Below are 17,749 nucleotides of genomic sequence, written 5' to 3' on the forward strand. Positions count from 1 at the left end.
CCCTCCCCCCGTCTCTTCCGTCGATGCGCTTGCGGATCTGCTGGTCCGCTCTGCCGACGAGTCTAGGCGCGACCACCGACAACGCCCCTGACCTGCGGATCACCGCCCCCAGCGACCCTGGTCCGTCGTGTACCCGTACACCGGCCGGCCGGGGGCCGCGCTCGTGCGCAGCGGCCGCCCGTCGTCGTCGATGCGGAGGGTGCCCGAGCCGGACGGTGCCGACCACCGGAGGTCGAGGGACCAGTCGCAGTCGCAGCCCGTGGTGACCGCCTCCACCCGCAGGACGACCGGTTCGGCCGCCGAGACGCGCATCGGGAAGGCGGGGGCCGGCAGCGTGTCCCCGGCGTCGTTCCCGGCGACCGGGCGGGCCAGCGGGCGCGGCGCGTCCAGATTGACGGCGAAGACGGCCGGGGTGAGTGCCCCGCCGCAGCCCTGCGACATCTCGTAGACGTTCCAGGCCGGCGGGGTACGGCGGCCCGACACCCGGACCTGCAGGTCCTCCAGGACCACGGCGCCCGGGCCCGTGCCGTGCAGGGTGACCTCCACGATCTGCTTCCCGGCGTGCACGGCGCGCTGCGCCGACGCCCAGGCGGGTGCGTCCGCCTCCACGGGCGGCGCCGGCACCGCCCCCGGACCCCGCTCGGACAAGTAGGCGTGATCGCAGCCCGCGGTCCACACGTGCGACCGGACTGCCGCCCTCAGGGGCGCTGCCGGAGCCCGGGGCGGGGCCGGGACCGGCGGTGACGCGGAGGGCGGGACGGACGCCGGACCCGGGCCACCGGCCGGCGGCGAGGGCTCCGGTGTGGTCGTGGTCCCTGGTGCCGACGCCGGGGCGGACGCGGTCCCGGAGGCGCCTGCGGATGCCCCGGGCGCCGTCGTACCCGCCCCGGGTCCGCTCCCCGTCCCCGTCCAGGCTCCGGCCCGCGGCGCACGGGGCTCGGGGCCGGCCGCCGCGAGCAGGGCCACGGCCACCGCGCCCGCCGCCACCCCGGCGCCGGCGACCACGGCCGCCCTCCTCCGGTACCAGGGCCTGCCGCCCGCAGGCTCCGCGACGACGGCCGGCTCCCCCACGACGACGACGGCGGGCTCCGAGTCCGACTCCGGCCCCGACTCCGCTTCCGACTCCAGCCCCGGACCCGGCCCCGGTGGCGCCCCCGCACGCCGCCGCGCATCGGCCAGCAGCCACGCCCGGTGCAGGTCCACCGCCTCCCCCGGCGATGCCCCGCAGGCCCGTGCGAACCGGTCCACCACCGCGAACTCCGCCGGCAGCGCATCCCCGTTGCAGTAGCGGTGCAAGGTCGACGTACTCGTGTGCAGGCGGCGCGCCAGGGCCCCGTAGCTCAGTCCCCCACGCTCCTTCAGCTCCCGCATCAGCCGCGCGAAATTCTCGGCCTCGCTCACCGCGTTCCCCCGTCCGGCGTCCCGTGACTGCGTTCCATGCCTGAGGTGTTCCCCCAGGTGACAGTGCGTACGGCCATTCCAGCGTCCCGAATTCGCCCCAAACCGTGGCCGGCCGGGCGGCCCGGGGAACAGGCTCGTCAGGCACACCGAACCACTCACGGGGAGACCGTTCATGTTCCGACGCACCGACACCGTCGCCACCCTCGCCACCGCGCTCGTCGCGGCGGCGACCGCCTTCGTCCTCACCACCTCGACCGCCGCCGCGGCCGCCGCCGCGGCCGCCACCGCGCCCGGCTTCCTGGCCGGCACCGACCTGCCTCCGCACCCCGGCTCTGCCTGGTACCCGGGCAAGGTCACCAAGGGGCTGCCCGAGTTCGCGCCGTTCTGCCTGGAGGGCGTGCTTCCGGCGGCGGGCAGCTGGCACCGCACCTTCGGCACCGAGTTCGACACCGGCGCCGTGCAGGTCTCCGTACGGTCCTCCTCGGCCTCCGCCGCCGCCAAGCTCGTCGGCACGCTGGAGCGCAAGGTCGCGGCCTGCGCAGCCGACTGGCTGCGGACGACCCCGGGCGGCACCGCCTCCTGGGAGGACTACGGAACGCTCCCCGTCGAGGAGGGCGCGCACGTCTACGGGGTCCACACCTCGATCCCCGACTCGGAGCCGGGCGTGCACCTCTACGGGATCGGGCGCGACGGTTCCACGGTGACCGTCGTGAAGTGGGGCGAGATGGGCGACCTGTCCCAGGCCCCGGTCGCCGCGTTCGAGAAGACGACCACGACGGCCGTGAACAAGCTCAACCCGTAGCCCGGCCACGCCCCGGCCGCCGGCCGGCCGGCCGGAGTGGCACCATGGACCTGAGAGGCGATGTCCATGCGTTCCGGGAACGAGCCGGTGACCGCGCGCAGCCCGCTGCGGCTGCGGTTCTGGCTGGGTGTCTGGGGGTTGGTCTGGGCCGCCGGCGGGACGGCCGCCTTCTCGCTGGCGGGCCGTCCCGGATGGGCGGCCGCCTGCGGGGCGCTGGCGGTCATCGTGGCCGTGGACCTGGCCATGATCGTGCGCCACATCCGGCAGGGGCCGCACTACCAGCCCGGCCGGGACGTCCCGCCGTACGACCCGCCCCGCGGCCGGTGAACCGGCAGCTGGTGAACCGGCGGCCGGTGGACGGTCGGGCGGCGGACGGTCGGGCGGTCGGGCAGAGGACGGTCTGCTCAGGCCTGGTCCTCGAAACGGGCCGCCGCCAGGTACTCCGGCTGCGGGTCGAGGGCGGCGGCCAGGCGGAAGTGCTTGCGCGCCTGCTCGGGCCGGCCCGCGCGCTCGTGGGTGCGGGCCAGTGCGAAGTGGGCGAAGGCGTTGTCCGGTTCCCGCTCCAGCACCAGCTCGAACTCCAGCTCCGCCGGGCGCAGTTGGGCCGAAGCGAAGAAGGCCCGGGCCCGCAGCAGCCGGGCCGCCGTGCTCTCCGGGTGGGCGGCTATGACCGAGTCGAGCAGCTTGACCGCGCCGCGCGGGTCGCGTGCGGCCAGCAGCTGCTCGGCGGCCCGGTAGTCGATGACGTGGGTTTCCGGGCTGGGCGGCGTGGGGCGCGTGGTCTCGGACACGGTCGGAATCCTTCCCTCTACGGGCGCGTTCAACGCCCCCACCACGGCCGGTATTCCATGCACACGTCAGGGGGTGCCGTCGGCGGCCCTCGCCGTGAGCTCCTCCCACACTTTGCGCACCTGCGGCTCCAGCGCCTCCAGGGGCCCGTCGTTGTCGATCACGAGGGTCGCCACCGCGAGCCGCTGCTCCCGCGTGGCCTGCGCGGCCATCCGGGCCCGCGCCTCCTCCTCGGCCATCCCGCGCAGCGCCGTCAGCCGCGCCAGCTGCGTCGTCGGCGCCGCGTCCACCACGACCACCAGGTCGTAGAGCGGCGCCAGGCCGTTCTCCGCGAGCAGCGGTACGTCGTGCACCACGATCGCGTCGGCCCCCGCGGCGGCCTCCAGCTCGGCGGACCGGGCCCCGACCAGCGGGTGCACGATCGCGTTGAGCGTCTGGAGCTTCGCCGGGTCCGAGAACACGATGGACCCGAGCTTCGGCCGGTCCAGCACCCCCTCGGCGGTCAGCACCGACTCCCCGAAGACCGCCACGACGGCCGCGAGCCCCGGCGTACCGGGCTCCACGACCTCGCGCGCGATCCGATCGGCGTCGACGACGATCGCCCCGTACCCCGCAAGCAGTCGCGAGACCTCGCTCTTGCCGGCACCGATTCCGCCCGTCAGGCCCACTTTCAGCATGCCCGCAGCCTAAACCCCGGCCCCCCGCGCCCCTACAGCCCCGTGGGCGTCAGTTCTCGCCCTCGCGCTCCGCCAGGAACCGCTCGAACTCGCGCCCGATCTCGTCCGCCGACGGAATCTCCGCGGGCTCGGCGATCATGTTGCCCCGGGTCTCGGCTCCGGCGGCCGCGTCGTACTGGTGCTCCAGCCCCTGCACCAGGCTGACCAGCTCCTCGTCGCCCTCCCGGATCTGCCGGTCGATCTCCGTCTGGGTGCGGTGCGCCTCGGTCCGCAGCGCGTGCGCCACGGCCGGCAGGACCAGTCCGGTCGCCGCCGTGATCGCCTCCAGCACCGTCAGCGCGGCGTCCGGGTACGGGGAGCGCGCGACGTAGTGCGGTACGTGCGCGGCGACACCCAGCACGTCGTGCCCGGCCTGGGCCAGACGGAACTCCACCAGGGACTCCGCGCTGCCCGGCACCTGCGCCTCGTCGAAGGGGCTGCGGTGGCCGGGCATGAGGTCGGTCCGGTTGCCGTGCGGGGTGATGCCCACGGGCCGGGTGTGCGGAACGCCCATCGGGATGCCGTGGAAGTTGACCGAGAGCCGGACCCCGAGGCGCTCGACGATCTGCCGGACGGCGACGGTGAAGCGCTCCCACTCCACGTCCGGCTCCGGGCCGGAGAGCAGCAGGAAGGGTGCACCGGTGGCGTCCTGGACCAGCCGGACCTCCAGCCGGGGCTCCTCGAACTCCGTCCAGTGGTCGCGCTGGAAGGTCAGCAGCGGGCGGCGTGCCCGGTAGTCCACCAGCCGGTCCGCGTCGAAGCGGGCGACGACCTGGTGGGGCAGGGTGTCCAGAAGCCGCCCGACGATCTGCTCGCCGGCCTCACCCGCGTCGATGTACCCCTCGAAGTGGTACAGCATGACCAGCCCGGCCGAGTCCTGGGCGACCGCCAGGTCGGCCACCGCCAGGCCCTTGGCATCCCATTCGTACAAACCCTGTGGATCAAGCACCGCCACCACTCCTCCTCGCCGCGTTCTCTGCCAAGAACGTCCAAGACGGCGCCGCCATTCCCCAGTTGGCCGCATTCACGCGAACGCAACGGATCAACGGCCGGTCAACGGCGGATCGACGGCGGTCCAGCTCCAGCGGGAAACGCGGTGAGGCCCGCCCCCCGAAGGGGACGGGCCTCACCGTTCAACTCAGCTCAGCTCTGCTCACACCGGAGTGTGATGCGCGCTGCGATCAGCTCTGGCCGCCGGCCAGCTTCTCGCGGAGCGCGGCCAGGGCCTCGTCCGACGCCAGGGCGCCGGAGGTCTCGTCCGACTCCGAGGAGTACGAACCACCCGAGATGCCCGCACCGGCGTTGCCACCGGCGGCCGGGGCGGCAGCACCCTCGGCGGCAGCGGCCTCGTCGGCCTCGCGGCTCTTGATGACCTGGGCCTGGTGCTGCTCGAAGCGCTGCTGCGCCTCGGCGTACTGGGTCTCCCAGGCCTCGCGCTGCTTCTCGTAGCCCTCGAGCCAGTCGTTGGTCTCGGGGTCGAAGCCCTCGGGGTAGATGTAGTTGCCCTGGTCGTCGTACGACGCGGCCATGCCGTACAGGGTCGGGTCGAACTCGACCGACGCCGGGTCGGCACCGAAGGACTCGTTGGCCTGCTTCAGGGACAGCGAGATCCGGCGACGCTCGAGGTCGATGTCGATGACCTTGACGAAGATCTCGTCGTTGACCTGGACGACCTGCTCCGGGATCTCCACGTGGCGCTCGGCCAGCTCGGAGATGTGGACCAGACCCTCGATGCCCTCGTCCACGCGGACGAACGCACCGAACGGAACCAGCTTGGTGACCTTACCCGGGACGACCTGACCGATCTGGTGGGTCCGGGCGAACTGCTGCCACGGGTCCTCCTGCGTCGCCTTCAGCGACAGGGAGACGCGCTCGCGGTCCATGTCAACGTCGAGAACCTCGACGGTGACCTCCTGGCCGACCTCGACAACCTCGGACGGGTGGTCGATGTGCTTCCAGGACAGCTCGGAGACGTGGACGAGACCGTCGACGCCACCCAGGTCCACGAAGGCACCGAAGTTGACGATCGAGGAAACGACGCCGGAGCGGACCTGACCCTTCTGCAGGGTGGTGAGGAACGTCTGGCGAACCTCGGACTGGGTCTGCTCCAGCCAGGCACGGCGGGACAGGACCACGTTGTTGCGGTTCTTGTCCAGCTCGATGATCTTCGCCTCGAGCTCCTTGCCCACGTAGGGCTGGAGGTCGCGGACACGACGCATCTCGACGAGAGAGGCCGGCAGGAAGCCGCGGAGGCCGATGTCGAGGATGAGACCACCCTTGACGACCTCGATGACGGTACCGGTGACGATGCCGTCTTCTTCCTTGATCTTCTCGATCGTGCCCCAGGCACGCTCGTACTGAGCGCGCTTCTTGGACAGGATCAGACGGCCTTCCTTGTCCTCCTTCTGGAGAACCAGGGCCTCGATCTCGTCGCCGACCTTGACGACCTCGTTCGGGTCGACGTCGTGCTTGATCGAGAGCTCACGGCTCGGGATCACGCCTTCGGTCTTGTAACCGATGTCGAGCAGGACCTCGTCCCGGTCGACCTTCACGATGACGCCGTCGACGATGTCGCCGTCGTTGAAGTACTTGATCGTCTCGTCGATCGCGGCGAGGAAGGCTTCCTCGTTACCGATGTCGTTGACCGCTACCTGCGGAGTGGTAGAGGTGGTCTCGGTGCTGCTCGTCATGTGGGAAAGGGCTCCGGTTACGGACAGAAAGTCGTAGGTACTGCTACGCCGGGAGCCCTTATCGGCATCTGCCGACAGCCGGACAGCCAAGGAGACCCCCATTCCGCGAAACGCGGCGGGGCCTCGAAAACCGAGGGGACATCAACAGATACAAGCGCAGCCTGCTAGGTCTGAGGAGCACAGGCTCGCAGCGCAACTTGTAGCATACGGGGACGGCCGGACAGGGTCAATGCGCGAAGGCGCACACCCCGGGCGGATCACCGCATAACCGGCACAATTCGTGGGTGGGAGCACCTTCCTGACGCTTCCTGCCACTTTCTGAAGACATTCGCAGACTACGACGACGGGCCCCATGAACCAAGAGGACTACGCCTCCGAAGACGCGTACGAAGCCGATCCGGGCTCCGCGGAAGACGCCGAGGCCACACGGCGTGACGCGGGGGAAACGGAGAGCAGCCGGGCGAGCCGGGGCTGGTGGGACCGCAACGCCGACGAGTACCAGAGCGAGCACGGCGCCTTCCTCGGCGACGACCGCTTCGTATGGGGACCCGAAGGACTGGACGAGGCGGAGGCGGCCCTCCTCGGCCCCGCCGGCTCCCTCAAGGACAAGGACGTCCTGGAGATCGGCGCCGGCGCCGCGCAGTGCTCGCGCTGGCTGGCCGCGCAGGGCGCCCGCCCGGTGGCCCTCGACCTCTCCCACCGCCAGCTCCAGCACGCCCTGCGCATCGGCGGCGGCGACGTGCCGGGGCCCCGGCTGGTCGAGGCCGACGCCGGCAGGCTCCCCTTCCGCGACGGCTCCTTCGACCTCGCCTGCTCCGCCTACGGCGCCGTCCCCTTCGTCGCCGACCCGGTCAACGTCATGCGCGAGGTGCACCGCGTCCTGCGCCCCGGCGGCCGCTGGGTCTTCTCCGTCACCCACCCGATCCGCTGGGCCTTCCCCGACGAGCCCGGCCCCGAGGGGCTGTCCGTCGCCGCCTCCTACTTCGACCGGACCCCGTACGTGGAGCAGGACGAGCAGGGGCGCGCGGTGTACGTCGAGCACCACCGCACCCTCGGCGACCGGGTCCGCGACGTGGTGGCGGGCGGCTTCCGCCTGGTCGACCTGGTCGAGCCGGAGTGGCCCGAGTGGAACAGCCAGGAGTGGGGCGGCTGGTCCCCGCTGCGCGGCAACCTGATCCCGGGCACCGCGATCTTCGTGTGCGAGAGGGCCTGATCCCTTGATCCGCCAGGCCGCCCTCGACGCCCTCCCCGTAAGAGAGGCCGTGCCCGCGCTGGTCTCCGCGCTGGACGGCCACGGCGCCGCGGTGCTCTGCGCCCCGCCCGGCACCGGCAAGACCACGCTGGTGCCGCTGGTGCTGGCGGGACTGGTGGGCGGTGGGCCCCGGCGCCGTGTCGTGGTCGCCGAGCCGCGGCGGATCGCCGCCCGGGCCGCGGCCCGGCGCATGGCCTGGCTGCTGGGCGAGGCCGTCGGCTGCTCGGTCGGCTTCACGGTGCGCGGGGAGCGGGTGGCGGGTCCCGGCACGGTGGTGGAGGTGGTCACCACCGGGGTGCTGCTCCAGCGGCTCCAGCGCGACCAGGAGCTGGCCGGCGTGGACGTGGTGGTCCTGGACGAGTGCCACGAGCGGCACCTGGACGCCGACACGGTCGCCGCCTTCCTCCTCGACGTACGGGAGACGCTGCGCCCGGAGCTCCGGCTCGTGGCGGCTTCGGCGACGACCGACGCGGCCGTGTGGGCGCGCGTACTCGGTCGCGGCGGTCCCGGCGACGCGCCGGTGGTGGAGGCCGCGGGGGTCTCGTACCCGGTGGAGACCGTGTGGGCCCCGCCGGCCCGGCCGGTGCGGCCCCCGCACGGGATGCGGGTGGATCCGGCGCAGCTGACGCACGTGGCCTCGGTGGTGCGGCGGGCCCTGGCGGAGCGCGAGGGAGACGTCCTGTGCTTCCTGCCCGGCGTCGGCGAGATCGCCCGCGTCGCCGGGCAGCTGGGCGGTGTGGACGCGGAGGTGCTGCAGGTCCACGGCCGGGCCCCGGCGGCCGTGCAGGACGCGGCGCTGACGGCCTCGGACCACCGCCGGGTGATCCTTTCCACCGCGGTGGCGGAGTCGAGCCTGACCGTTCCCGGGGTACGGGTGGTCGTGGACTCGGGGCTGGCCCGCGAGCCCCGGGTGGACCACGCCCGGGGGCTGGGCGCGCTGGCGACCGTACGGGCCTCCCGCGCGGCCGGGCGGCAGCGGGCGGGCCGGGCCGGACGTGAGGGGCCGGGCGCGGTGTACCGCTGCTGGGCCGAGGCGGAGGACGGCCGGCTGCCCGCGTTCCCCTCGCCGGAGATACGCATCGCCGACCTGGCGCAGTTCGCGTTGCAGGCGGCGTGCTGGGGCGACCCGGACGCGTCCGGGCTGGCGCTGCCGGATCCGCCGCCGGCCGGCGCCATGGCCGCGGCGCGGGAGGTGCTGGTGGCCGTCGGCGCGGTGGACGCCGCCGGCCGGCCGACCCCGCGCGGCCTGCGGATGGCCCGGCTGGGGCTGCACCCGCGGCTGGCCCGCGCCCTGCTGGACGGCTCGGCCGCGCTCGGTGCCCGGCGGGCGGCGGAGCTGGTGGCCCTGCTCAGCGAGGAGCCGCCGCGCGAGTACGGGGACGACCTGGCCGCGGCCTGGCGGCGGGCCCGCGCGGGCGGCGACGGCTACGCGCCCCGCTGGCGCGCGGAGGCCCGCCGGCTGGAGCGCGCGGCCGGCGCGGACCCTGCGGGGCTCTCCCCCACCCCGCCCCTTCCCGAAGCCGGGGCTGGCGACCCCGGCCGCCGCTCCCGGGGCCCCGCCCCGGACCCGTCGGGGGCTCCGGGGCGGAGCCCCAGCGGCGGCGCCACACCCGATGACCTCGCCGCCGGGCTCGTCTCCGCACTCGCGTTCCCCGAGCGGGTGGCCAAGGCCAAAGGGGAGCACGCCTTCCTCATGGCCAACGGCACCGGAGCCGAGCTCACCGATGGCTCACCGCTGCGCCGCGCGCCCTGGCTGGCCGTCGCCGTCGCCGACAGGCCCCCGCACTCCGCCTCCGCACGGATCCGGCTGGCCGCGGTCATCGACGAGGACACCGCCCTGGCCGCCGCCGCCCACCTGCGGACCGAGGACGAAGAGGTGCACTGGGAGGACGGGGACCTGATCGCCCGCGCGGCGCAGCGGCTGGGGGCGATCGAGCTGGCCGTGCGCCCGCTGCGCACCCCCGACCCGGCGCTGGTACGGGCCGCCCTGCTCGACGGGCTCCGCTCCGAGGGCCTCGGCCTGCTGCGCTGGTCCCCGGACGCGCAGGCCCTTCGGGCCCGGCTGGGCTTCCTGCACCGCACGCTCGGCGGCGCGTGGCCCGACGTAGAAGAGGACGGCGCCCTGCTGGACCGGGCCGACGACTGGCTGGAGCCCGAGCTGTCGCGGGCCCGGCACCGGGCGGACCTGGGGCGGATCGACGCCGGGCAGGCGCTGAACCGGCTGCTGCCGTGGTCCACCGGTGAGGCCGCCCGGCTGGACGAGCTGGCTCCGGAACGGCTGGAGGTGCCCAGCGGGTCCCGGATCCGGCTGGACTACTCCGCCGAGCACGGGCAGCCGGTGCTCGCGGTGAAGCTCCAGGAGCTGTTCGGGCTGGCCGAGACCCCGAAGGTGGCCGGTGTGCCGGTGCTGGTGCACCTGCTGTCGCCCGCCGGACGGCCCGCCGCCGTCACCGCCGACCTCGCCTCCTTCTGGCAGGGCGGCTACCGCGCCGTCCGTGCCGAGCTGCGTGGCCGCTACCCCAAGCACCCCTGGCCGGAGGACCCGGCCACCGCCGAGCCCACCCGTCACACGAACGCCCGGCTCAGGCGCTGATCCCTTCCCCTTCTTCCCGCACCCGGCGTCCGCGGGCCTCCAGCCACAGCGCCAGCCCCAGCAGCGCGAGCCCGCCGCCGGCGAGGCCGATGGGCGCGTAGGTGTGCAGTGCGAGGACCTTCATGCGGTTCGACTTGACCAGGTCGACGGTGTAGTCGGAGTAGTCCTCGCGCATCGTCACGTGCCCGGCGAAGGCGGTGAGCTTGCCGTCGGGGCCGCCGGCCGCGATGCCGCCCCGCATCTCCTGCTGGATGTCCTGCTCGGCGTTGACCGGCGCCCCGGTCACCGGGTCGACCCAGAACCTCACCTTGGCGGTGTACCAGAGGGTGGTGCCGGTGACGGCCTCGATCGTCGACGGGTCGATGCCCTCGATCGGCATCTTCTTCGGCATGGCGACCTTGGTCCAGGGGATCGTCTGCTCGAAGTAGTAGACCTCCATGCCCTTGAACGTGCGCGGTCCGACGTAGTGGATCGGCGAGGAGGTGCGGGTCTGCGCGTCGAAGTACAGGTAGTCGCGCGGCTCGGTGAAGAACGGCCACTTGAACTCGATGCCCTCGCGCTTGACGGCGTCCCCGTCGACCATCTCCCCGGTGGCGTGCACCGGGTCCTGGGTGTGGGCGTCGAAGATGTAGCGCTCGGGGATCTGGGAGACCATCTTGCCGTCGGGGCCGATGATGTAGGACAGCGTGTCCCAGACGACGACGTCCTTGCCCGCGCTCGACTCGATCTCCTTCGACGCCTCCACGTTCCCCTTGAGGGTCTGGACGATCGTGACCTTGTCGACCTTCTTCGGCTGCATGCCGCCGGTGTAGTCGAGGAGGGTCGCGTCCTTCGCCTCCAGGACCATCTCCTGGTACTGGCTCGGCGGGATCTTGGCGAGGCGGGGGTACGCGTACCAGCGCAGCAGCGGCGCGAGGGCTGCGCAGAACACGGCTAGGGCCAGCAGGACAAGGCTCGCTCTGCGTCGCAAGGCCGGGCCCTCCTCTACTTTCCGGGCGCGGGGGGCGCGGTGGTGAGCAGGGGCCTGGGTGAGGTCTCGCCTTCGGGCACCCCGAACGCCGTGATGGCGAACACGAGGGCCAGCGCGGCCGCGAGGCCGATGGCGGCGGCGACGAATGCGCGCATGCCGGGGCTCCGAAATCTGATGAGGCGTCAGAGATGGGGCACCGTAGCAACGCGGGGGTGAGATGAGAACCGTTCGGGCCGCAGATCACCACTGGGCCGCCCGGGGGATCTCGGCGCCCGCCGGCACACCCACCCCCGCGTTGCGCACGGCGGGACACCCGCCCCATGGAACCCTGATCACCAACAGAATGTAATCAAATGATTACATATGGCGATAGGAGAAGTGATGCACAGACGTCAGCTCAAGGCCGCGGCCCTGGTTGTGCCGGTCGTGGCCGCGCTCAGTCTCGGCAACACCGCGGACGCGACCTCCCTGGCGGCCATTCCGTGCGACGTCACCGCACTCAACAACGCCATCGTCGCCGCGAACGACAACACCGGACCGCACACCATCCGGCTCGCACCCAGATGCGTCTACAACGTCCTCACTCCCGCGTCGACCGGCGGTCTCGGCCCCAACGCCCTGCCCCTGATCACGGGCACCGTCACGCTGCTGGGGAACAAGACCACCATCCGACGGGATCCCGACGCGGCCGAGGGCTTCCGCATCGCGCAGATCGACGGCCCCGGCGGGCGCCTGACCGTCGAGGGTGTCACCGCGACCGGCGGCGGCTATCTCGACTACGCCGGCACCTACCTGCCCACGGACGGAGGGACGCTCATCCTCAAGCACAGCACCGTGACCAACAGCACGGCGAACCAGGGGGGCGCCATCTTCGTGAACCAGAGCAGCACCCTTGAGATGTACGACAGCGTCGTGCGGGACAGTGCTGGCCAGCGGGGTGGTGCCATCTACAACGGGCCGGGAAGCACCACCCTGCTGCAGAAGACCAAAGTGGTGCGGAACCAGGCCACGGAGCTGGGGGGCGGCGTCTTCACCGCCGGGGTCTCCATGACCATCAAGAACTCGCACATCGACGACAACCGCGCCTTCCAGCAGGGCGGCGGAATCTACAACGACCGCTCTCCGCTGGACATCTCCTCGACGACCATCGCGGACAACCGCGCGGGCCAAACGGGTGGCGGCATCGCCAATGACGGCACCACCACGCTGACGGACACAAAGGTGCGGCGCAACATCGCGCTCAACGGCGGCGGCGTCTGGCAAGGAACCTCCGCCGGCACCGCCCTGACCCTCGTCAGGAGCCGGATCGTCGAGAACACGCCCAACAACTGCCGGCCCGTCGGGTCGGTTCCCGGCTGCACGAACTGACCCGGGCTCGATCCGCGCGCCCGGCACGGTCCACAAGACACAGCCTAGGTGTGTCGCCCCGGGGTCGGCCGGGGCGCCGCCGACGTGGAGGACGCAGACGCGGTGGGCTTCGGCGTGCCTGAGGAGCTCGGCGTCGGGCCGGCCGTCGGGGTCGGCGTGGGTGTGGGCGTCGGGGTCGGGGTCGGGGTCGGCAAGGGTTTCGGGTCCGGCGTCGGCGTAGGTGTCGGGGTCGGCGTAGGGGTGGGAGTCGGCGTGGGCTTCGGGTCCGGCGTAGGAGTCGGGGTCGGCGTCGGCGTGGGCGTGGGCTTCGGCGTGGGCGTGGGCGTCGGCGTGGGCGTGGGCTTCGGAGTGGGTGTGGGGGTGGGTGTGGGCGTCGGCGTCGGTGCCGTGGGCGTGCCCGCCCCCGTACCGGGCCGGTCCGGGATCTCGTGCGTCCCCTTCAGGTAGTACGTGAACCAGGACCGGACCGTCCGCAGGTACTCCGTGGAGTGGTTGTAGGAGAGCACCGCCCGGTCCAGGTCCGCGTCCGTCCGCAGGTCCCGGGTGCCCGCGCACAGGTACCGCCCGGCCGCGAGGGCCGCGTCGTGCACGTTGTTCGGGTTGCGCCGGCCGTCGCCGTCCGCGTCCTGACCCCATGCCGCCCACGTGGAGGGGATGAACTGCATCGGCCCGACCGCCCGGTCGTAGCGGGCGTCCCCGTCGTAGGCCCCGGCGTCCGTGTCCGAGATGTTCGCGAAGCCGTTGCCGTCGAGCACCGGCCCCAGGATCGGCCGCAGGGTGGTCCCGGCCGCGTCGACCTGGCCGCCGCGCGCCTGACCGGACTCCACCTTGCCGATCGCCGCGAGGAGTTGCCAGCGCAGTCCGCATCCGGGGTCGCTCCGCCCCACCGTCTTCTCCGCCCGCAGGTAGGCCGCGAGCACGCTCGCCGGTATGCCCTGGGCCCCTTCGGCCGGTCCGGTTCCGGCGGACACCGCCGCCGCCGCCGTCTCCGGAGCCTGCGGCTGCGTGGTCTGCGCCTCGTCCGGCAGCACCACGGCCGGCGGCTCCGGGCTCGCCAGCGGCGGGAGTTCGGTGAAGTAGGCGGAGTCACCACCGCTCGCCTCCGCCGGGAGGGCCGGCCCGCCCTCACCGATCGCGGCCGTCCGGTCCTCCCCGGCGCCCGCCGGCCCCTGCGAAGCGGTCAGCGCCGCGGCCACCAGCGCGGAGACCAGGGCGGCTGCCGCCCCCGTGCGCAGCCTGCGTCCGATTATTCGAGCCGACATGAGCCGGACCCCTCCCCCTCGACGTCCGCGTGACCATACGTCAACTCGCTTCAAGGGGCACGGACAGTGGGCCGGAATTCACCACATCGCCACGTCCGTGTGCAGGTCACGCATACTGTCGGGACCCTTCGGGCGCAATGGCCCGAAGTAGGGAACGTCCACGAGAACATCCACGAGTTCGTCCAGGAGGGGTGCCATGCCGTTCACGCTCAGCCATGCGGCCGCCGTACTTCCGGCCATCCGCCGGACCGGGCGTGCGCGCGGCCCCCTCGTCGCCTCGGCCCTGGTCCTCGGGTCGTTCGCGCCGGACACCTTCTACTTCACGGACGCGATCGTCGAGGGGGTCATGGCCTACGGGAGCTTCACGCATTCTCTGCCGGGGGTGTTCACCCTGGACGCCGTGCTCACCGCCGCCCTCGTGGGGTGCTGGCTGCTGCTGCGCGAGCCGCTGATCGCGCTGCTGCCGCGCGGCTGGCGGGGCCGTGTCCATGCGTTCGTACGCGGCGAGCACTGGAGCGGACGCCGACTGCCGGCGCTCGCCGCCTGGTTCTACGTGTCGGCCGTCGCCGGCTCCCTCACGCACGTGGTGTGGGACAGTTTCACGCACATCGACCGCTGGGGAACGGACGCGGTGCCGGAGCTCGAAGAGCCCCTGGCCTTCGGCCTGCCCCTCTACTCGTACCTGCAGTACGGCACTTCGGCGGTCGCGGCCTGCGCGCTGCTCTGGTTCACGGCGACCGCCCTGCGGCGGCTGCCCGCCTCCCCCGCCCCCGCGTCCGTGCCGGTGCTCGGCCGGGCGGAGATCTGGGGCGCGCTCGCCCTCGTCGTGGGGTGCGTCGCGGTCGGGGTCACGATGCGCGTGATCCGCTTCTTCACCTTCTTCGACCGGATCCGTACGCCGCTCGACATCATCCCGACCGTCTGCTTCGGTGCGGGCGGCGCCCTGGCCGTGGCCCTGCTGCTGTACGGGGTGCTCGTACGGCTGCGGCACCGCGGCGACCGCGCCCGTACGGACGAGGAAACGCGGACGCCCGTCCCCACCGCCTGAGCGGGGACGGGCGCTGCCCTGGCCGTACGGGCCTCAGTGTGCGGCGGACTCCCAGTCCGGGCCGACGCCCACGGACACGTCCAGCGCGGCCCGGAGCTCGACGGCGGCGCCCATCTCGCGCCGCACCAGCTCCTCGACCTGCTTCCGCTCCCCCGGGGCGATCTCCAGCACGATTTCGTCGTGGACCTGGAGCAGCATCCGCGACTGCAGGCCGGCTCCGGCGATCGCCTTGTCCACGCGCAGCATCGCGACCTTGACGATGTCGGCGGCCGTGCCCTGGATCGGGGCGTTGAGCGCCATCCGCTCGGCGGCCTCGCGGCGCTGGCGGTTGTCGCTGTTGAGGTCGGGCAGGTACCGGCGGCGGCCGAAGACCGTCGCCGTGTATCCGGTGGCGCGGGCCTCGTCCACGACGCGCTGCAGGTAGTCGCGGACCCCGCCGAAGCGCTCGAAGAAGGTCTCCATCAGGCCGCGCGCCTCGGCGGGCTCGATGTTCAGCTGCTGGGCGAGGCCGAAGGCGGAGAGCCCGTACGCGAGGCCGTACGACATGGCCTTGATCTTGCGGCGCATCTCGGCGTCGACCTGGGACCGCTCCACGCCGAACACCTGGGAGGCGACGGTGGTGTGCAGGTCCTCGCCGGTCGCGAAGGCCTCGATCAGGCCCTCGTCCTCGGAGAGGTGGGCCATGACGCGCAGCTCGATCTGGCTGTAGTCGGCCGTCATGAGGGACTCGAAGCCCTCGCCGACGACGAAGCCGCGGCGGATGGCCCGGCCCTCGTCGGTGCGCACCGGCACGTTCTGCAGGTTGGGGTCCGTGGAGGACAGCCGGCCGGTCGCGGCGACGGTCTGGCTGAAGCTGGTGTGCACCCGGCCGTCGGCGGCGATGGTCTTGACCAGGCCCTCGACGGTGACGCGCAGCTTGGCCTGCTCCCGGTGGCGGAGCATGATCACGGGCAGTTCGTGGTCGGTCTGCGTGGCCAGCCAGGCCAGCGCGTCCGCGTCCGTGGTGTACCCGGTCTTGGTCTTCTTCGTCTTCGGCAGGTCCAGCTCGCCGAAGAAGACCTCCTGGAGCTGCTTGGGCGAGCCGAGGTTGAACTCGTGGCCGACCGCCGCGTGCGCCTCCTTCACCGCCTGCTGCACGGCGCCGGCGAACTGCTGCTCCATCGCCTCCAGGTGGTCCCGGTCGGCGGCGATGCCGAACCGCTCCATCCGGGCGAGGAGCTCGGAGGTCGGCAGCTCCATGTCGTGCAGCAGCTCGGCCGCACCCACCTCGGAGAGCTTGTCGGTGAAGGCGTCGCCCAGGTCGAGGACCGCGCGGGCCTGTGCCATCAGCGCCTCGGCCTCGGCCGTGTCGTCGGCGCCGAAGGCCAGCTGGCCGTCGGCGGCAGCGGGCGCCAGCTCGCGGTGCAGGTACTCCATGGACAGGACGTCCAGGCCGAAGGACCGGCGGCCCGGCTTGACCAGGTACGCGGCGAGCGCGGTGTCCATGGCCACGCCGGCCAGCGACCAGCCGTGCTCGGGGAAGACCCGCCACAGCGCCTTGGCGTTGTGCACGACCTTGGGGCGGGCCTCGTCCGAGGCCCAGGCGCGGAAGGCCAGCTCGTCGGCCTCGTCCAGGGACAGCGGCTCGAACCAGGCGGCCGCCCCGCCCGCCGCGGCCAGCGCGACCTCGGTGATCCGGCCGGCGCCCAGCGCCCAGCTGTCGACGGTCGCGATGCCCAGCGGTCCGCCCGCGTGGGCCTCCAGCCACGGCGCCAGCTCGCCCGTGCCCAGTACGGAGGCGTCCAGCTCCACACCGGCCGCCGGAGCCGGGGGCTCCTCCTCGGCCGCGCCCGGGTCCACGGCGAGCAGCCGCTCGCGCAGCGAGGCGTTGCGGATCTCCAGCACGTCCAGCACGCCGAGCATGGCGGTCCGGTCGTACGCGACGCGCACCAGGTCGGCGGGGGTCTTGGGCAGCTCCACGTCCTTGACCATCTCGGTCAGGACCCGGTTGAGCTTGACGGCCTCCAGGTGGTCCCGGAAGTTCTGCCCTGCCTTGCCCTTGACCTCCTCGGCGCGCTCCACGAGCTCCGCGAACGACCCGAACTGGGTGATCCACTTGGCTGCGGTCTTCTCGCCGACGCCCGGGATGCCCGGCAGGTTGTCGGACGGGTCGCCGCGCAGGGCCGCGAAGTCCGGATACTGCTGCGGGGTGAGCCCGTACTTCTCCTCGACCTTCTCCGGTGTGAACCGGGTGAGCTCGGAGACTCCCTTGGTCGGGTAGAGCACGGTGGTGTGCTCGGACACCAGCTGGAAGGAGTCCCGGTCGCCGGTGACGATCAGCACGTCGAAGCCGAGGGCCTCCGCCTGCGTCGCCAGGGTCGCGATCACGTCGTCGGCCTCGAAGCCGTCGACCGCGAACCGCGGCACGTGCATCGTGTCGAGCAGCTCGCCGATCAGCTCGACCTGCCCCTTGAACTCGTCGGGGGTCTTGGAGCGGTTCGCCTTGTACTCGGGGAACTCCGTCGAGCGCCACGTCTTGCGCGAGACGTCGAACGCCACCGCGAAGTGCGTGGGCGCCTCGTCGCGCAGCGTGTTCGCCAGCATGGACGCGAAGCCGTAGATGGCGTTGGTCGGCTGGCCGGTCGCGGTCGTGAAGTTCTCGGCGGGCAGCGCGAAGAACGCCCTGTACGCCAGGGAGTGCCCGTCCATGAGCATCAGGCGGGGGCGGTCCGCTGCGGTCGTCTGGTCGGTCTTCTTCGATGCTGTCTCTGCCACGCCCCCGATCCTAGGCGCCCCCACCGACAATTCCGGCCCGCCGCCTGCCCCGGCGCATCCACCCCACCGGGCGCCCCCGGCGCACCCACCCCATGGGCGTGAGC

15 protein-coding genes are annotated in these 17,749 nt (G+C 72.8%); 6 read left to right on the plus strand and 9 right to left on the minus strand.

Annotation, left to right across the window (positions count from 1 at the left end; genetic code table 11):
* Nucleotides 1-99 precede the first annotated feature (99 nt).
* Complete coding sequence (locus tag OG332_RS11640) at nucleotides 100-1,401, minus strand: helix-turn-helix domain-containing protein (RefSeq protein ID WP_327413384.1); 1,302 nt, start codon at nucleotides 1,399-1,401, stop codon at nucleotides 100-102.
* A 172-nt stretch (nucleotides 1,402-1,573) separates the two neighbouring features.
* Between OG332_RS11640 and OG332_RS11645 the strand changes: the two genes are divergently transcribed.
* Nucleotides 1,574-2,203 (plus strand): hypothetical protein, encoded by a 630-nt coding sequence (locus tag OG332_RS11645; RefSeq protein WP_327413385.1) that lies wholly within the window; start codon nucleotides 1,574-1,576, stop codon nucleotides 2,201-2,203.
* 66 nt (nucleotides 2,204-2,269) lie between these two features.
* Nucleotides 2,270-2,530, plus strand: a complete 261-nt coding sequence (locus OG332_RS11650; RefSeq protein ID WP_327419185.1) for a DUF6343 family protein — start codon at nucleotides 2,270-2,272, stop codon at nucleotides 2,528-2,530.
* Between the two features lie 77 nt (nucleotides 2,531-2,607).
* Here OG332_RS11650 and OG332_RS11655 read toward each other — a convergent pair whose 3' ends face one another.
* The 4 genes from OG332_RS11655 to rpsA form a co-directional block, all read right to left on the minus strand.
* A complete protein-coding gene (locus OG332_RS11655) occupies nucleotides 2,608-2,994 on the minus strand; it encodes a tetratricopeptide repeat protein (protein WP_327413386.1) in 387 nt (128 codons plus the stop codon).
* Nucleotides 2,995-3,060: 66 nt separating this feature from the next.
* The gene (coaE, locus tag OG332_RS11660; RefSeq protein WP_327413387.1) at nucleotides 3,061-3,669 is read right to left on the minus strand and encodes a dephospho-CoA kinase; all 609 of its coding nucleotides are present in this window, start codon (nucleotides 3,667-3,669) and stop codon (nucleotides 3,061-3,063) included.
* A gap of 49 nt (nucleotides 3,670-3,718) precedes the next feature.
* Nucleotides 3,719-4,657 (minus strand): PAC2 family protein, encoded by a 939-nt coding sequence (locus tag OG332_RS11665; RefSeq protein WP_327413388.1) that lies wholly within the window; start codon nucleotides 4,655-4,657, stop codon nucleotides 3,719-3,721.
* A gap of 232 nt (nucleotides 4,658-4,889) precedes the next feature.
* Nucleotides 4,890-6,398, minus strand: coding sequence for a 30S ribosomal protein S1 (gene rpsA / locus OG332_RS11670; RefSeq protein ID WP_327413389.1), 1,509 nt, complete (start codon nucleotides 6,396-6,398; stop codon nucleotides 4,890-4,892).
* Nucleotides 6,399-6,750: 352 nt separating this feature from the next.
* On the opposite strand from rpsA, the gene OG332_RS11675 reads away from it, so the two are divergent.
* Nucleotides 6,751-7,611 carry a class I SAM-dependent methyltransferase gene (locus tag OG332_RS11675; protein ID WP_327413390.1) on the plus strand — a complete coding sequence of 287 codons (861 nt, stop codon included), beginning with the start codon at nucleotides 6,751-6,753 and terminating at the stop codon, nucleotides 7,609-7,611.
* Nucleotides 7,612-7,615: 4 nt separating this feature from the next.
* Nucleotides 7,616-10,243 carry an ATP-dependent RNA helicase gene (locus tag OG332_RS11680; RefSeq protein ID WP_327413391.1) on the plus strand — a complete coding sequence of 876 codons (2,628 nt, stop codon included), beginning with the start codon at nucleotides 7,616-7,618 and terminating at the stop codon, nucleotides 10,241-10,243.
* On the opposite strand, the gene OG332_RS11685 is transcribed toward OG332_RS11680, so the two are convergent.
* Both OG332_RS11685 and OG332_RS11690 read right to left on the minus strand, forming a co-directional pair.
* A complete protein-coding gene (locus OG332_RS11685) occupies nucleotides 10,233-11,213 on the minus strand; it encodes a DUF3068 domain-containing protein (RefSeq protein WP_327413392.1) in 981 nt (326 codons plus the stop codon). The two genes, OG332_RS11680 and OG332_RS11685, sit on opposite strands and share 11 nt — an antisense overlap.
* A gap of 14 nt (nucleotides 11,214-11,227) precedes the next feature.
* The gene (locus OG332_RS11690) at nucleotides 11,228-11,368 is read right to left on the minus strand and encodes an SPW_0924 family protein (protein WP_327413393.1); all 141 of its coding nucleotides are present in this window, start codon (nucleotides 11,366-11,368) and stop codon (nucleotides 11,228-11,230) included.
* Nucleotides 11,369-11,594: 226 nt separating this feature from the next.
* Here OG332_RS11690 and OG332_RS11695 point away from each other — a divergent pair, with 226 nt between their 5' ends.
* Complete coding sequence (locus OG332_RS11695; protein ID WP_327413394.1) at nucleotides 11,595-12,581, plus strand: hypothetical protein; 987 nt, start codon at nucleotides 11,595-11,597, stop codon at nucleotides 12,579-12,581.
* A gap of 44 nt (nucleotides 12,582-12,625) precedes the next feature.
* On the opposite strand, the gene OG332_RS11700 is transcribed toward OG332_RS11695, so the two are convergent.
* Nucleotides 12,626-13,843 carry a lytic transglycosylase domain-containing protein gene (locus OG332_RS11700; protein ID WP_327413395.1) on the minus strand — a complete coding sequence of 406 codons (1,218 nt, stop codon included), beginning with the start codon at nucleotides 13,841-13,843 and terminating at the stop codon, nucleotides 12,626-12,628.
* Nucleotides 13,844-14,039: 196 nt separating this feature from the next.
* On the opposite strand from OG332_RS11700, the gene OG332_RS11705 reads away from it, so the two are divergent.
* Complete coding sequence (locus OG332_RS11705) at nucleotides 14,040-14,891, plus strand: DUF4184 family protein (protein WP_327413396.1); 852 nt, start codon at nucleotides 14,040-14,042, stop codon at nucleotides 14,889-14,891.
* Nucleotides 14,892-14,924: 33 nt separating this feature from the next.
* On the opposite strand, the gene polA is transcribed toward OG332_RS11705, so the two are convergent.
* Nucleotides 14,925-17,645, minus strand: a complete 2,721-nt coding sequence (gene polA, locus OG332_RS11710; protein ID WP_327413397.1) for a DNA polymerase I — start codon at nucleotides 17,643-17,645, stop codon at nucleotides 14,925-14,927.
* Nucleotides 17,646-17,749: the final 104 nt, after the last annotated feature.

This window comes from Streptomyces sp. NBC_01233 (assembly GCF_035989305.1).
In the GTDB taxonomy this organism is placed as follows: Bacteria; Actinomycetota; Actinomycetes; order Streptomycetales; family Streptomycetaceae; genus Streptomyces.

Coding starts and splice junctions, on each gene's coding strand:
- OG332_RS11675 (WP_327413390.1), top strand. CDS start 6,751: ATGAACCAAGAGGACTACGCCTCCGAAGACGCGTACGAAGCCGATCCG.
- rpsA (WP_327413389.1), bottom strand. CDS start 6,398: ATGACGAGCAGCACCGAGACCACCTCTACCACTCCGCAGGTAGCGGTC.
- OG332_RS11700 (WP_327413395.1), bottom strand. CDS start 13,843: ATGTCGGCTCGAATAATCGGACGCAGGCTGCGCACGGGGGCGGCAGCC.
- OG332_RS11695 (WP_327413394.1), top strand. CDS start 11,595: ATGCACAGACGTCAGCTCAAGGCCGCGGCCCTGGTTGTGCCGGTCGTG.
- OG332_RS11645 (WP_327413385.1), top strand. CDS start 1,574: ATGTTCCGACGCACCGACACCGTCGCCACCCTCGCCACCGCGCTCGTC.
- OG332_RS11690 (WP_327413393.1), bottom strand. CDS start 11,368: ATGCGCGCATTCGTCGCCGCCGCCATCGGCCTCGCGGCCGCGCTGGCC.
- coaE (WP_327413387.1), bottom strand. CDS start 3,669: ATGCTGAAAGTGGGCCTGACGGGCGGAATCGGTGCCGGCAAGAGCGAG.
- OG332_RS11650 (WP_327419185.1), top strand. CDS start 2,270: ATGCGTTCCGGGAACGAGCCGGTGACCGCGCGCAGCCCGCTGCGGCTG.
- OG332_RS11705 (WP_327413396.1), top strand. CDS start 14,040: ATGCCGTTCACGCTCAGCCATGCGGCCGCCGTACTTCCGGCCATCCGC.